At 69.6% G+C, this 12770-nt stretch carries 15 protein-coding genes; 7 read left to right on the forward strand and 8 right to left on the reverse strand.

The features are described from left to right. Positions 1-124: 124 nt before the first annotated feature. The 7 genes from ACAM52_RS10745 to ACAM52_RS10775 all read left to right on the forward strand — a co-directional run bounded on the left by ACAM52_RS10745 (position 125) and on the right by ACAM52_RS10775 (position 5136). Positions 125-1114, forward strand: a complete 990-nt coding sequence (locus tag ACAM52_RS10745) for a 2Fe-2S iron-sulfur cluster-binding protein (RefSeq protein WP_369646979.1) — start codon at positions 125-127, stop codon at positions 1112-1114. 28 nt (positions 1115-1142) lie between these two features. Further along, positions 1143-2402, forward strand: coding sequence for an aromatic ring-hydroxylating dioxygenase subunit alpha (locus ACAM52_RS10750; RefSeq protein ID WP_369646980.1), 1260 nt, complete (start codon positions 1143-1145; stop codon positions 2400-2402). After that, a complete protein-coding gene (locus ACAM52_RS10755) occupies positions 2399-2881 on the forward strand; it encodes a nuclear transport factor 2 family protein (protein WP_369646981.1) in 483 nt (160 codons plus the stop codon). The genes ACAM52_RS10750 and ACAM52_RS10755 overlap by 4 nt, the downstream gene beginning before the upstream one ends. A gap of 9 nt (positions 2882-2890) precedes the next feature. Continuing rightward, on the forward strand, positions 2891-3259 hold the full coding sequence (locus ACAM52_RS10760; RefSeq protein WP_369646982.1) for a chorismate mutase: 369 nt from the start codon (positions 2891-2893) through the stop codon (positions 3257-3259). After that, positions 3256-4221: a Bug family tripartite tricarboxylate transporter substrate binding protein gene (locus ACAM52_RS10765; protein WP_369646983.1), complete on the forward strand. Its 966-nt coding sequence runs from the start codon at positions 3256-3258 to the stop codon at positions 4219-4221. The genes ACAM52_RS10760 and ACAM52_RS10765 overlap by 4 nt, the downstream gene beginning before the upstream one ends. 16 nt (positions 4222-4237) lie before the next feature. Further along, entirely contained in the window at positions 4238-4558 is a 321-nt protein-coding gene (locus tag ACAM52_RS10770) for a non-heme iron oxygenase ferredoxin subunit (RefSeq protein ID WP_095948602.1), read from the forward strand. A gap of 86 nt (positions 4559-4644) precedes the next feature. Beyond that, positions 4645-5136, forward strand: coding sequence for a RidA family protein (locus ACAM52_RS10775; RefSeq protein ID WP_062477794.1), 492 nt, complete (start codon positions 4645-4647; stop codon positions 5134-5136). A 1-nt stretch (position 5137) separates the two neighbouring features. Here the strand turns inward: ACAM52_RS10775 and ACAM52_RS10780 are convergent, their stop codons facing one another. From ACAM52_RS10780 to ACAM52_RS10815, 8 genes are all read right to left on the reverse strand, one after another. Next, positions 5138-5647, reverse strand: a complete 510-nt coding sequence (locus tag ACAM52_RS10780) for a DinB family protein (RefSeq protein WP_369646984.1) — start codon at positions 5645-5647, stop codon at positions 5138-5140. 71 nt (positions 5648-5718) lie between these two features. Next, positions 5719-6999, reverse strand: a complete 1281-nt coding sequence (locus ACAM52_RS10785) for an amidohydrolase family protein (protein ID WP_369646985.1) — start codon at positions 6997-6999, stop codon at positions 5719-5721. 26 nt (positions 7000-7025) lie between these two features. Beyond that, entirely contained in the window at positions 7026-7490 is a 465-nt protein-coding gene (locus tag ACAM52_RS10790) for a hypothetical protein (protein ID WP_369646986.1), read from the reverse strand. Positions 7491-7497: 7 nt separating this feature from the next. Continuing rightward, positions 7498-8421 carry an ABC transporter permease gene (locus tag ACAM52_RS10795; protein WP_369646987.1) on the reverse strand — a complete coding sequence of 308 codons (924 nt, stop codon included), beginning with the start codon at positions 8419-8421 and terminating at the stop codon, positions 7498-7500. Then, positions 8418-9482, reverse strand: coding sequence for an ABC transporter permease (locus ACAM52_RS10800; RefSeq protein WP_174543681.1), 1065 nt, complete (start codon positions 9480-9482; stop codon positions 8418-8420). The genes ACAM52_RS10795 and ACAM52_RS10800 overlap by 4 nt, the downstream gene beginning before the upstream one ends. Next, positions 9482-11071, reverse strand: a complete 1590-nt coding sequence (locus ACAM52_RS10805; RefSeq protein WP_369646988.1) for an ABC transporter ATP-binding protein — start codon at positions 11069-11071, stop codon at positions 9482-9484. The genes ACAM52_RS10800 and ACAM52_RS10805 overlap by 1 nt, the downstream gene beginning before the upstream one ends. Next, positions 11068-11814 (reverse strand): alpha/beta fold hydrolase, encoded by a 747-nt coding sequence (locus ACAM52_RS10810; RefSeq protein ID WP_369646989.1) that lies wholly within the window; start codon positions 11812-11814, stop codon positions 11068-11070. Before ACAM52_RS10810 ends, ACAM52_RS10805 begins: the two co-directional genes overlap by 4 nt. Continuing rightward, positions 11805-12770: a 5'-methylthioadenosine/S-adenosylhomocysteine nucleosidase gene (locus ACAM52_RS10815; protein WP_307588341.1), complete on the reverse strand. Its 966-nt coding sequence runs from the start codon at positions 12768-12770 to the stop codon at positions 11805-11807. Before ACAM52_RS10815 ends, ACAM52_RS10810 begins: the two co-directional genes overlap by 10 nt.

Raw genomic sequence — 12770 nt, forward strand, 5'->3', positions numbered from 1 at the left:
CCTTTATTCATGCCGGTGATACAGCCGATTCACCAGATTCTATTGGTCAATCGACAAGGGCCGCGCATCATCCGTGCCCAGAGACAAGCCGGCCCTACCGCCGGCGCCCAAAGAGAGCCCGACGATGGACCTGCACATTCACCCCCTTGCCCGCACCCTCGAGGTCCGCCCCGGCGCGAACCTGCTCGAGGTGCTGCGCGAGCACCAGGTGCCGGTGTCGTACAGCTGCATGTCGGGGCGTTGCGGCACCTGCCGCTGCAAGGTGGTGTCGGGCCAGCTGCTCGACGGCGGCCAGGACGCGATCCGGCCCGACGGGCAGGGCGAGCGCTACGTGCTGGCCTGCCAGAGCACGCTGACCGAAAGCTGCACCATCGAGATTCCCGAGCCCGACGAGGTGGTGGTGCACCCGGCGCGCGTGCTCAAGGCCACGGTCACGGGCATCGACGTGCTCACGCATGACATCCGCCGCCTGCGCCTCAAGCCCAACAAGCCGCTGGAGTTCTCGCCGGGGCAGTACGTGCAGCTGCAGTTCGGCCCCGAGCTGGCACGGCCGTACTCGATGGCCGGGCTGAGCCGCGATGCGGAGCTCGAGTTCCATGTGCGCCGCGTGCCGGGCGGCCGCGTCACCGCCCACATCTTCGAACAGCTGCGCGTGGGCGACACCGTGCGCGTGAGCGGCCCGCTGGGCACCGCCTACCTGCGCACCAAGCACCGCGGGCCGATGCTCTGCGCGGCGGGCGGCACGGGGCTCGCGCCCATCCTGTCGATCGTGCGCGGCGCGGTCGCGGCGGGGCTGATGCAGCCGATCCACCTCTACCTCGGCGTGCGTTCCGATGCCGACGTGTACGGCCTGCCCGAGCTGCGCGAATTGCAGGCGCAGCACCCTGGCCTGAAGGTGCACGTCGTGGTGGTCGCCGGCCCCGCGCGCGAGGGCCAGCGGCTGGGGCTCATCACCGACGCGATCCGCGCCGACCTGCCCGCGGGGCTCGACGGCTGGCGCGCCTACCTGTGCGGCTCGCCGCCGATGGTGGAGGCCGCGAGCCGGCTGGTGCAGGCACACGGCCTGGCGCCCGAGCAGACGCATGCCGATGCCTTCTACCTGCAAGGCACCTGAAGAACCGAACAAGAGAAAAGGAGACCCGATGACCACGCCAGCCGTCTTCCCCATCGAACTGCACTGGGAGAGCGAGAAGACCAGCCGCATTCCCTTCATGGCCTACACCGACGAGGCGCTGCACAAGAAGGAACTGCAGCGCTTCTTCTACGACAAGCACTGGTGCTATGTCGGCCTCGAAGCCGAGATCCCGAACCCGGGCGACTTCAAGCGCACCGCCATCGGCGAGCGCTCGGTCATCCTGTCGCGCGACGAAGAAGGCGCCATCCACGTGTTCGAGAACGTCTGCGCCCACCGCGGCATGCAGTTCTGCCGAGAGCGCCACGGCAACAAGAAGGATTTCGTCTGCCCGTATCACCAGTGGAACTACACGCTCAAGGGCGACCTGCAGGGCGTGCCGTTTCGCCGTGGCGTGAAGCAGGACGGCAAGGTGCACGGAGGCATGCCCGCCGACTTCAAGACCGAAGACCACGGCCTGAACAAGCTCAAGGTCGCGTCGCGCGGCGGCGTGGTGTTTGCATCGTTCGACCACGACATCGAATCGTTCGAAGATTTTCTCGGCCCCGACATCCTTCATTACTTCGATCGCCTGTTCGACGGCCGCAAGCTCACCATCCTGGGCTACAGCCGCCAGCGCATTCCGGGCAACTGGAAGCTCATGCAGGAGAACATCAAGGACCCGTACCACCCGGGCCTGCTGCACACCTGGTTCGTGACCTTCGGGCTCTGGCGCGCCGACAACAAGTCGGAGCTGAAGATGGACGCGCGCGGCCGCCACGCCGCCATGATCTCCACGCGCGGCAGCGCCGGCAAGGCCGCGCAGGTGACGCAGGTGTCGAGCTTCAAGGAGAGCATGCAGCTCAAGGACCCGCGCTTTCTGGACATCGTGCCCGAGCCCTGGTGGGGCGGGCCGACGGCGGTGATGATGACGCTGTTCCCCAGCCTCATCCTGCAGCAGCAGGTCAACAGCGTGTCGACGCGCCACATCCAGCCCGTGGGCCATGACGCCTTCGATTTCGTCTGGACGCACTTCGGCTTCGAGGACGACACGCCCGAGATGACGCAGCGTCGCCTGCGCCAGGCCAACCTGTTCGGGCCGGCGGGCTTCGTGTCGGCCGACGACGGCGAGGTGATCGAGTTCTCGCAGGAAGGCTTCGAGCAGAAGCCTTACCACCGCACGCTGGCCGAGCTCGGCGGGCGCGAGGTGGAGAACACCGACCACATGGTGACCGAGACCCTGATCCGCGGCATGTACCGCTACTGGCGCGAAGTGATGGAGGCCGCATGAGCACGCTCGACACGTCCACCTACCTCGACCTGTCGCGCCTGTACGCGGCCTATGCGCACGCCGTCGGTTCGGGCGACTGGGACCTGTGGCCCGCGTTCTTCACCGAGCAGTGCAGCTACCGCCTGCAGCCGCGCGAGAACCACGAACGCGGCCTGCCGCTGGCCACGCTCTCGTTCGAAAGCCGGGGCATGCTCGAGGACCGCGTCTACGGCATCAAGGAGACGCTGTTCCACGACCCGTACTACCAGCGCCACGTGGTGGGCCTGCCGCTGGTGCACCGCGTCGATGCCGACGGCACCATCCACAGCGAAGCCAACTACGCGGTGTTCCGCACCAAGCTCGACGGGCCGTCGACCGTGTTCAATGTGGGGCGCTACATCGACAAGGTCGTGCCCACGCCCGAAGGCCTGAAGTTCGCGTCGCGCCTGTGTGTGTTCGACAGCGAAATGATCCCGAACTCCATCATCTATCCCATCTGAAACCGAGCCATGCCAGAAAAAGAACCAGAGACCCACGGTGCCCCGTTGCGCCGCTTCACCGACCCGGCCTACGTGCCGCTGTGCACCAACCTCGCTGAAGTGCGCGAGAACATCGACCGGCTCGACCGCCAGATCGTCGCGCTGCTGGCCGAGCGTGGCCGCTACGTGAAGGACGCCGCGCGCTTCAAGCGAGACGCCTTCCAGGTGTCGGCGCCGCAGCGCCAGCAGGAAGTGATCGACAAGGTGAAGGCGCTCGCCGAGAAGGAGGGCGCCTACCCCGAGGTGGTCGAGGCGGCCTACCGCGCGCTCATCGCGGGCTTCATCGCGCGCGAGCAGCAGGACCATCGGGGCATGGTCGCCGTGGAGGTGCAGCCATGACGCGCGCACGCCTTTTCGTCGCCTTCAGCGCCGTGGCCCTGGCCGCGGCCGCCCATGCGCAGGAATGGCCGCAGCGCCCCGTGCGCATCGTGGTGCCGTTCGCGGCGGGCTCGTCGCCCGACATCCTCGCGCGCATCGTCAACGACAAGCTCGCGGCGCGCATCGGCCAGCCGCTGATCGTCGAGAACAAGCCCGGCGCGGGCGGCAACAGCGGCACCGACGCGGTCTCGAAGGCGCAGCCCGACGGCTACACCTTCCTGCTGTCGGTGAACGCGCCGCTGGTCTACAACACCATCCTCTACAAGAACCTGCCGTACGACCCGTTCAAGGACCTCGTGCCGGTGTCGCTGGCCGCGACCACGCCGAACGTCTGCGCGGTCTCCAATTCGATGGGCGTCGATTCGGTCAAGGGCTGGCTGGCGGCGATGAAGAAGAACCCCGGCAAGTTCAACTTCGCCTCGACCGGCAACGGCTCGATCTCGCACCTGGGCGTGGAGCTCATCAAGGCCAAGACGCAGTCGTTCGCGGTGCACATCCCGTACGCGTCGTCGGGCCAGGCCGTCACGGCCATCGTGCAGGGCGACGTGCAGTACGCCTGCCTGCCGCCGGTCACGGTGATGCCGCAGGCCAAGGCCGGACGTCTCAAGGCGCTGGCCGTCACTTCGGCCGAGCGTTCGGCATTGCTGCCCGACCTGCCGACGTTGCGTGAGTCAGGCCTGCCCGACATCCAGGCCGTGCCATGGTTCGCCTACATGGCGCCCAAGGGCACGCCGAACGACGTGGTGCAGCGCATGAGCCGCGAGATCGCGGCTGCGCTGAAAGACCCCGAGACGATCAAGCGCCTGCAGACCGCGTACTTCGACCCCGTGGGCAGCACGCCCGAAGGTTTGTCGAAGTTCATGGACGAGGAACTGCGCCGCTGGAAGCCGGTGATCGACCGCGCCGGCCTCAAGCCCGATTGAGACAAGGGAGCACACGATGAGCACGATGACCTGGATCGACGCCGCGGCGGTCGACGACGTTCCCGCCGACGACGTGGTCGGCATCGAGGTGCAGGGGCGCGACATCGCGCTGTACGGCACCGACGACGGCATCCACGCCACCGACAACATCTGCACGCACGGCCATGCGCGGCTGTGCGACGGTTTCCTCGAAGGCCACGAGATCGAATGCCCGCTGCACCAGGGTCGCTTCGACGTACGCAGCGGCAAGGCCATGTGCGCGCCGCTCACCGAAGACCTGCGCACCTACCCGGTGAAGATCGAGGGCGGGCGGGTGTTCCTGGCGTTCGAGGGCTGAACTGTTCTGCCTCTAGCGATGGCAATCTGTCTCTGTTCACGCCAGATCGGTTGGCGACAATCGAGGCCCGTTTTCCTGGACATCCGATGACAGAACCACACAGCCGCGACCAGATCGCCGACCTGATTGCCGCCGAACTGGGCCACCGCTTCGACGGCGAGATCCTGGCCGGCGGCCACTACGTGCCGCTGGTGCGCGACGGCCGCACCGTTTATCTCAGCGGCCAGGTGCCGCGCGTGGGCACCACGGTGGTCGTCACCGGCCGCGTGGGCGATGCGGTGTCGCTCGACACCGCGCGCGAAGGCGCCCAGATCTGCGCGCTGCGCAGCCTCGCGTTGCTTCGGCGCGCACTCGGCTCGCTCGATGCGGTCGAGAAGGTGCTGCGCGTGGGCGTGTTCGTGCAGTGCACGGCCGACTTCACGCAGCAAAGCGAGGTGGCCGATGCCGCGTCCGACCTGCTGCACCGCGTGTTCGGCGAGGCCGGCGTGCATGTGCGCACGGCGGTCGGCGTCTATGCGCTGCCGAAGAACGCGACGGTCGAGGTCGAGATGACGGTCGCCACGACCCACGCCGCCTGACCTAGGAGCGTTCGCGGCGCGCGGGTTCGCTGCGGTGCAGGTGCACCGCCAGCGTGTCGCGCGGCGGGCGCACGGCGCATTGCGCCAGCAGCCGGCCGGCTTCGCCCCGGTGGTAGCCGTTGTGCGTCACGACGTGGGCCAGCATCTCTTCGCGCGTCATGCGGCCCTTGTCGCCGTCGGTGAACACGAAGGGCAGCGGCTCGGCCAGCAGCGCCGGCGTGAGCGTGTCGAGATACGTCAGATACCAGCGGTCGGACTCGGCCACGGCCGCGCGCAGCTCGGCCAGCGTGGGCGTTTCGGGCGTGTTGTCGTCGGTGAAGCCGTGCGGCGTGCCCGTGAGGTGGCCCGCGAAGATCCGGTTCACCACATGCGCATGGTTGACCACGCGGATCGCGGCATGCCGGGCGTCGGCGTGCTGCACGGGGTCGAGGCTGGCCATGCGGTCCAGCAGCTCGTCGTTGGCCCACGCGTGGTACTGGAACAGCGTGCGCAGCAGGGGTGGGGCGCTCATGTCGGGTGTCCTTGTCATCGGGGAACCCGGATGTTCGCGGTAGGCGCGGCGCCTGTCCAGCCGCCACCGGATCAGCGCTCGCCGAGCATCCAGCGCGTGCGGTCGCCGCGCCCCGGCAGGTGCAGCGCGGCGGTGGCCGCGGGCGTCTCGGCCAGCAGCCGGCCCTTGCGGAACACCTTGAGCCGCGTCGCGCGCAGGCGGATGGCCTCGACCGGGTCGCGCGCCTGCAGCAGCACGAAGCTGGCGTCGCAGCCGGCTTCCAGGCCGTAGCCGTCCAGGTGCATCACGCGCGCCGCGCGCGTGGTCACGGCCTCGAAGCACTGGTGGATGCCGGCCTGGCCGGTCATCTGCGCCACGTGCAGGCCCATGTGGGCCACCTCGAGCATGTCGCCCGAGCCCATGCCATACCACGGGTCCATCACGCAGTCGTGGCCGAAGGCGACATTCACGCCGGCCGCCAGCAGCTCGGGCACGCGCGTCATGCCGCGGCGCTTGGGGTAGCTGTCGTGGCGGCCCTGCAGCGTGATGTTGATGAGCGGATTCGACACCACGCTCACGCCGCTCTCGGCAATGAGCGGCAGCAGCTTGCTCACGTAGTAGTTGTCCATCGAGTGCATCGAGGTGCAGTGCGAGCCCGTCACGCGGCCCTGCAGGCCCAGGCGCAGCGTTTCGGCGGCCAGGGTCTCGATGTGGCGCGAGAGCGGGTCGTCCGACTCGTCGCAGTGCATGTCGACCAGCTTGCCGCGCTCGGCGGCCAGTTCGCACAGCAGCTTCACGCTGGCCGCGCCGTCGGCCATGGTGCGCTCGAAATGCGGAATGCCGCCGACCACGTCCACGCCCTTGTCGAGCGCGCGCGTGAGGTTGTCGACGCCGCCCGGCGAGCGCAGTACGCCATCCTGCGGAAAGGCGACCAGCTGCAGGTCGATGTACGGCGCCACCTGGCGCTTCACCTCGAGCAGCGCATCGACCGCGAGCAGGCTGGGGTCGCTCGTGTCCACGTGCGAGCGGATCGCCAGCAGGCCCTTGGCCACGGCCCAGTCGCAGTACGCGAGCGCGCGTTCGATGAGCGCATCGGCCGTGAGCAGCGGCTTGAGCTCGCCCCACAGCGCGATGCCTTCGAGCAGCGTGCCGCTCTGGTTGACGCGCGGCTGGCCGTAGCTCAGCGTGGCGTCCATGTGGAAGTGCGGATCGACGAAATGCGGCGCGAGCAGCAGGCCCTGGGCGTCGAGCGTCTCGTGCGAGGGCGCGGCGAGGCCGGGCGTGACCTCGGCGATGCGGCCGTCCTGCACGGCGACCGACATGCCGGTGCGGCCGTCGGGGAGGGTGGCGTGGGTGATGAGGAGGTCGAGCATCGGTGGGGTGTTTTTTCTAAGTGCGCTCAGCGCGTGCGCTGCGCGCGGAAGCGGTATTGCCCTGCGGCCGGCCCGACCTCGATGGTCACGCGGCGCAGCTTGTCGTCGTGGCCCGAGTCGGCCTTGGCCGTCACCACGATGCCGCGCGGCGTGGCGCGGCAGGTGAGTTCGCTCAGGGAGATTTCCGCATGGTCGTTGTCGAGCTCGGCGATGGCGGTCGTGTGCACGGCGTACAGGCTGTAGCTGCGGTCGGCCTCGCCGCGCGCCATCCACTGCACGTAGAGGAACGACTGCGCGAAGGCTTCGGCGTGGATCACGCGGTAGGTGCCGTGGTGGTCGGGGCCCCAGGTGCCGCAGGTCTGCACCCAGGTGACGGCGTCGTGGGTGGCGAAGCGCTCGGGGCCGTAGTCGGCGCCGAGTGCGTGGGCGCCGCTGCCGGCCAGGGCGAGCAGCGCGGTGGCCAGCAGGCGACAAAGGCGGGGCCGCGTCATCGGCATGTCAGCGTTCTCCCTTGCGGTAGGGTTTCATCAGCGCTTGCGGATAGCTGGCCTTGCGCGCCACCAGCACCAGCGCCAGGATCGACAGCAGGTAGGGCAGCATCAGGTACAGCTGGTAAGGCAGCACGGCATCGCCCGATTGTTGCAGCCGCAGCTGCAGCGCGTCGAAGAAGGCGAACAGCAACGCGCCGAGCAGGGCCTTGCCGGGCCGCCACGAGGCGAACACCACCAGCGCCACGCAGATCCAGCCGCGCCCGTTCACCATGTTGAAGAAGAAGGCGTTGAAGGCCGACAGCGTGAGGAACGCGCCGGCCACGCCCATCAGCGCCGAGCCCGCCACGATGGCGCCGGTGCGCGTGGCCGCGACCGACACGCCCTGGCTCTCGGCCGCCTGCGGGTTCTCGCCCACCATGCGCAGCGCCAGGCCCAGCGGCGTGCGGTACAGCACCCAGGCCACCGTCGGCACCAGCAGCAGCGCGAACAGCGTGAGCGCGGTCTGCGCGCCGAGGATGGGCACGGGCAGCCAGTCCATCGGCGCGAAGGGCGTGATGGTCGGCGGCGTGTTCACCTTCGGAAAGCTCACGCGGTAGCCGAAGTAGCTCAGCGCCGTGGCCAGCAGCGTGATGCCCAGCCCCGAGACGTGCTGTGACAGCGCGAGCCCGACGGTCAAGAAGGCGTGCAGCAATCCGAACACCATGCCCGTGAGCGCGGCCACGCCGACGCCGGCCCACAGCGGTGCACCGGCGTACACCGCGAGCCAGCCGGTGAAGGCGCCCGCGACCATGATCCCCTCGATGCCCAGGTTGAGCACGCCCGCGCGCTCGCACAGCAGCACGCCCAGCGTGCCCAGGATGAGCGGCGTGGCGATGCGCAGCACCGCGACCCAGAAGGCGGGGTTGGAAAGAATGTCGAGCAGGTCGGTCATTTCGTCATCCGCACGCGGTACTGCGTGAGCAGCGTGGCCACCAGCACCGCGATCAGCGAGGCCGCGACGATCACGTCGGCGATGTAGGTTGGCACGCCCACGGCGCGGCTCATGGTGTCGGCGCCGACCAGCACGCCGGCCACGAACACGCCGGCGGCGATCACGCCCAGCGGGTGCAGCCCGGCGAGCATCGCGATCACGATGCCGGTGTAGCCGTAGCCCGGCGACATGTCGAGCGTGACGTAGCTGGTGCGGCCCGCCACCTCGATGGCGCCGGCCAGCCCGGCCAGCGCGCCTGAGAGCAGCGCCACCATCACCACGGTGCGCGTCACCGGCACGCCGGCGAAGGCGGCGGCGCGCGCATTGGCGCCCACGGCGCGGATGTCGAAGCCCAGCACCGTGTACTTGAAGATCGCCCACACGATCACCGCGAGCGACACGGCCCACAGCAGCCCGGTGTGCACGCGCGTCTGGGCGATGAGCTTGCCCAGTTCGAGATCGGACTGCAGCGACACGCTCTGCGGCCAGCCCATGGCGGTCGGGTCTTTCATCGGCCCGTCGAGCAGCGCCGACACGCCCAGCAGCACGATGAAGTTGATGAGCAGCGTGGTGACCACTTCGTCGACGCCGAGCTTGTTCTTCATGAGCGCCGGGCCCAGCAGCATCAGCGCGCCGGCCACCGCAGCGGCCAGCATCATCAGCGGGAACAGCACCCACGGCGACAGTTCGAAGCCGGTGCCGCCATGCATGCCGCCCACAGCCACGGCGGCCAGCGCGCCCGCGAACAGCTGCCCCTCGGCGCCGATGTTGAAGAGCCGCGCCTTGAACGCGACCGTGGCCGCCAGGCCGGTGAGGATCAGCGGAATGGCCCGCGTCAGTGTTTCGCTCCACGCGAACACCGAGCCGAAGCCGCCCTGCAGCAGCAGCGCGTAGGTGCGCCCGACCGGCGCGCCGGCCCAGCGCACGAGCAGCGCGCTCACCAGCAGCGTGAACACGACCGCGCCGATGGGGGCCAGCACCAGCGCGGCGCGCGAGCTTTCGTGGCGTCGTTCGAGGCGCATCATGCGGCGGCTCCCGGGCGTTGCGGCGCGGTGGCGCCGGCCATCGCCAGGCCGATGGCCTCGCGCGTCCAGGCTGCGGCCGGTCGCGCCTCGCCGAGGTGGCCGCCGTGCATCACGGCCACGCGGTCGCCGAGCGCGAGCACTTCGTCGAGGTCGTCGGAAATGACGAGCACCGCCGCGCCGGCGTCGCGCGCGGCAATGAGCTGCTGCTGCACGTAGGCGACGGCGCCGATGTCCAGGCCCCAGGTCGGCTGGTGCGCGACGATGAGGCGCGGGGCGCGGTTCGGGTACTTCTTGTTGTCGGTGTCTTGTTCCACTTGCTCGGGTGCCAGCAGCGCCCGCCCCAGGATCAGTTTCTGCATGTTGCCGCCCGAGAGCGAGCGGGCCGGCGACATCAGGCCGGCACCGCGCACGTCGAAGGCTTTCTCGATGCGCCGGGCGTGCAGCCGCGCGGCGGCGCGCCGGACGATGAACGACCAGCGTGAAAAGACGGGGCTGCGCAGCCGCTCGGACACGGCGTTCTCCCACACCGGCAGGTCGCCGACCACGCCGACCGCGTGCCGGTCTTCGGGGATGCGTGCCACGCCGCGCTGCACCAGCCGGGCGGGCGAGGGCGGCAGCGCGCGGCCCATGAACTGCGCGCTGCCGGAGACGGCGCGGCGCGTGCCGCTCAGCAGCTCGGCCAGCGCGACCTGGCCGTTGCCGGAGACGCCGGCGATGGCGGTGATTTCGCCCGCGCGCAGCGTGAGCGACACCTCGCGCAGGCGGTCCTGCCCGCCGTCTTTCGCCGATGCGGTGCTCACGTGGTCGAGCACGCAGACCGCGTCGCCCACCGACTTGGCGGGCCGGCGCTGCGGCGCCTCGACCGCGTGGCCGACCATCCACAACGCGAGCTGCGCCTGCGTGGTGTCGACCGTGCGCGCCTCGGCGACCAGCTTGCCGCCGCGCAGCACCGCGATGCGCTGCGACACGCGCAGCACCTCGCCGAGCTTGTGGCTGATGAAGATGACCGACAGGCCCTGCGCCACCATCTGCGCCAGCGTGGCGAAGAGCGCTTCGCTCTCCTGCGGCGTGAGCACGGCCGTCGGCTCGTCGAGGATCAGGATGCGCGCGCCGCGGTACAGCGCCTTGAGAATTTCGACGCGCTGGCGTTCGCCGACCGAGAGGCTGCCGATGGTCGCGTCGGGCTGCACCGGCAGGCCGAAGCGCTGCGCGACCTCGAGCAGCCGGGCACGGGCTGCTGCGCGGCGCGAGACCGGGCGCCACAGCGGCTCGGTGCCCATCGTCACGTTGTCGAGCACGCTGAGGTTGTCGGCCAGCGTGAAGTGCTGGTGCACCATGCCGACGCCGGCGGCCAGCGCGGCCTTGGGGTTGCCGGGCGGCAGGGGCGAGCCGAAGACTTCGATGCGGCCTTCGTCGGCGACGTAGTGGCCGAACAGGATCGACATCAGCGTCGACTTGCCGGCGCCGTTCTCGCCCAGCAGCGCGAGCACTTCGCCGGCCTGCAGGTCGAGAGAGATGGCGTCGTTGGCCACGAGCGGGCCGAAGCGCTTGGTGATGCCCTGGAGGCGGAGCACGGTGGGGTTCATGGGCAGACAGGTGGCGACGGCAGGTCGCGGCAGAAATTCTCGATGGCCCGGGCGGAGGCGGCGGGCGAGGCCTGCAGCAGGCCGTGGGGGCCGTCGAGCTGCACCAGGTGCAACGCCGACAGCCCGCGCTGAAGGGCGGCCACCGCGCGGCGCGGCACCACGCGGTCCTGCAGCGCCTGCAAATACATGGCGGGCACGCCGACCCGCGGCAGCTTGTTGCGCACGTCGACGCGCTGCACTTCCCTCATGCGGTGGGTCATGACCGCGACCGACACCTGCTTCAGCGAAGCCTGGAGCATGTCCGACAGGTGTGGCGACGCCGAGCCGCCCAGCAGCAGGTGCCGCATCGGCGCGCGCATGAGTTTCGAATGCAGCAGGCGCATCGACAGGTCGAGCAGGCCCGCGCGCATCAGCGCCAGGCCGGGTGCGGGCCGGCGCGCGAAGCTGCAGCACAGGATGAGGCCGCGCAACCCCGGCGGACGCGAGGCCGCGAGGGAAATGGCCAGCGGCCCGGAAAACGATTCGCCGAGCAGCACGAAAGGCTGCTGCGTCGGCAGTTGCGCGCGCACCAGCGCCTCGAGTTCGTCGTAACCCAGCACCTGGCGGCCCGGGTAGCGCACGACGTCGATGGCGGCCTGCGGCCCCAGGGCCTGCGCCAGCGGCGCGAAGAGATCGCCGGTGCCGTCCATGCCCGGCAGCAAGACAAGACGAGGCAGGCGCCCGGGCGCCACCGTCACTTCCACGCGGCCAGGAAGGCCAGCATGACCTTGGCCGAGTTGTCGGCCGCGATGCTCATGAAGGTGCCCATCTCGTTCTCGCCGTCGCCGCCGCCCGCGAGGTCGCTGAGCGAGCGGAAGGCGATGTAGGGCACGCCGTTGCTGTAGGCGACCATGCCCACGGCGGCGGTTTCCATGTCGAGCACGTTGGCCTGGAAGGTCTTGTAGGTGTATTCGCGGTAGGCCTTGTTGTCCATGAAGGCCTGGCCCGAGACGCCGTTGCCGCCCACCACCAGCTGCGGCTTGCGCGGCAGGCACTTGCCGGCGCCGCAGTTCGCCAGCTCGACGTTGCGGATGCTGCGCGCCACCTCGAGCATCTTCGGATCGGCCGCGAACCAGAACTTGCGCTCGATGCCCGGCTTGGCCGCCGAGCGCACCTCGACCGGGCGCGGGAAGTTCATGCCGAAGTTGGGCAGCGTGGCGTCGGTGATGAAGGGCGGCGCGCTGTACTTGCCGGGTGCGGTCTCGCGCGCCATGAGCACCTCGAGGTACTGGCCCCACTGGGCCGGCACCGTCACGTCGCCCACGTGCAGCGACGGATTCACGCCGCCCGCGATGCCGCTGAACACGATGCCGCTGATGCGAAAGCGGTTGAGCACCAGTTGCGTGTTCATGGTCGCGTTCGTCATGCTGATGCCCGAGAGGAACAGAACCACGGGCTTGCCTTCGAGCGTGCCGGTGGTGAACTCGACGCCGTTCACGCTGTGTTTGCGGGGGCCTTGCAGGCGCGTGAGCAGCAGCTTGAGCTCGGGCTCGAAGGCCGAGATCACGGCCAGGCGCGGCGTGTCGTCCAGCCGCGTGCTGCTGTTGATGCTCACGACGTCCGACTTGTAGACGCCGACGCAGCCCGTCAGCACGAGGCCGAGCGCGGCGGCCAGGACCGGGCCGCGCAGGCGCTGGAGAAGCGAGGAAGTGTTCGTCAT

It is taken from the genome of Variovorax sp. V118 (assembly GCF_041154445.1).
In the GTDB taxonomy this organism is placed as follows: domain Bacteria; phylum Pseudomonadota; class Gammaproteobacteria; order Burkholderiales; family Burkholderiaceae_C; genus Variovorax; species Variovorax boronicumulans.

Excerpts from the sequence above, each read along its gene's own strand:
- ACAM52_RS10745 (WP_369646979.1), top strand. The coding sequence starts at position 125 with ATGGACCTGCACATTCACCCCCTTGCCCGCACCCTCGAGGTCCGCCCC.
- ACAM52_RS10750 (WP_369646980.1), top strand. The coding sequence starts at position 1,143 with ATGACCACGCCAGCCGTCTTCCCCATCGAACTGCACTGGGAGAGCGAG.
- ACAM52_RS10755 (WP_369646981.1), top strand. The coding sequence starts at position 2,399 with ATGAGCACGCTCGACACGTCCACCTACCTCGACCTGTCGCGCCTGTAC.
- ACAM52_RS10760 (WP_369646982.1), top strand. The coding sequence starts at position 2,891 with ATGCCAGAAAAAGAACCAGAGACCCACGGTGCCCCGTTGCGCCGCTTC.
- ACAM52_RS10765 (WP_369646983.1), top strand. The coding sequence starts at position 3,256 with ATGACGCGCGCACGCCTTTTCGTCGCCTTCAGCGCCGTGGCCCTGGCC.
- ACAM52_RS10770 (WP_095948602.1), top strand. The coding sequence starts at position 4,238 with ATGAGCACGATGACCTGGATCGACGCCGCGGCGGTCGACGACGTTCCC.
- ACAM52_RS10775 (WP_062477794.1), top strand. The coding sequence starts at position 4,645 with ATGACAGAACCACACAGCCGCGACCAGATCGCCGACCTGATTGCCGCC.
- ACAM52_RS10780 (WP_369646984.1), bottom strand. The coding sequence starts at position 5,647 with ATGAGCGCCCCACCCCTGCTGCGCACGCTGTTCCAGTACCACGCGTGG.
- ACAM52_RS10785 (WP_369646985.1), bottom strand. The coding sequence starts at position 6,999 with ATGCTCGACCTCCTCATCACCCACGCCACCCTCCCCGACGGCCGCACC.
- ACAM52_RS10790 (WP_369646986.1), bottom strand. The coding sequence starts at position 7,490 with ATGACGCGGCCCCGCCTTTGTCGCCTGCTGGCCACCGCGCTGCTCGCC.
- ACAM52_RS10795 (WP_369646987.1), bottom strand. The coding sequence starts at position 8,421 with ATGACCGACCTGCTCGACATTCTTTCCAACCCCGCCTTCTGGGTCGCG.
- ACAM52_RS10800 (WP_174543681.1), bottom strand. The coding sequence starts at position 9,482 with ATGCGCCTCGAACGACGCCACGAAAGCTCGCGCGCCGCGCTGGTGCTG.
- ACAM52_RS10805 (WP_369646988.1), bottom strand. The coding sequence starts at position 11,071 with ATGAACCCCACCGTGCTCCGCCTCCAGGGCATCACCAAGCGCTTCGGC.
- ACAM52_RS10815 (WP_307588341.1), bottom strand. The coding sequence starts at position 12,770 with ATGACGAACACTTCCTCGCTTCTCCAGCGCCTGCGCGGCCCGGTCCTG.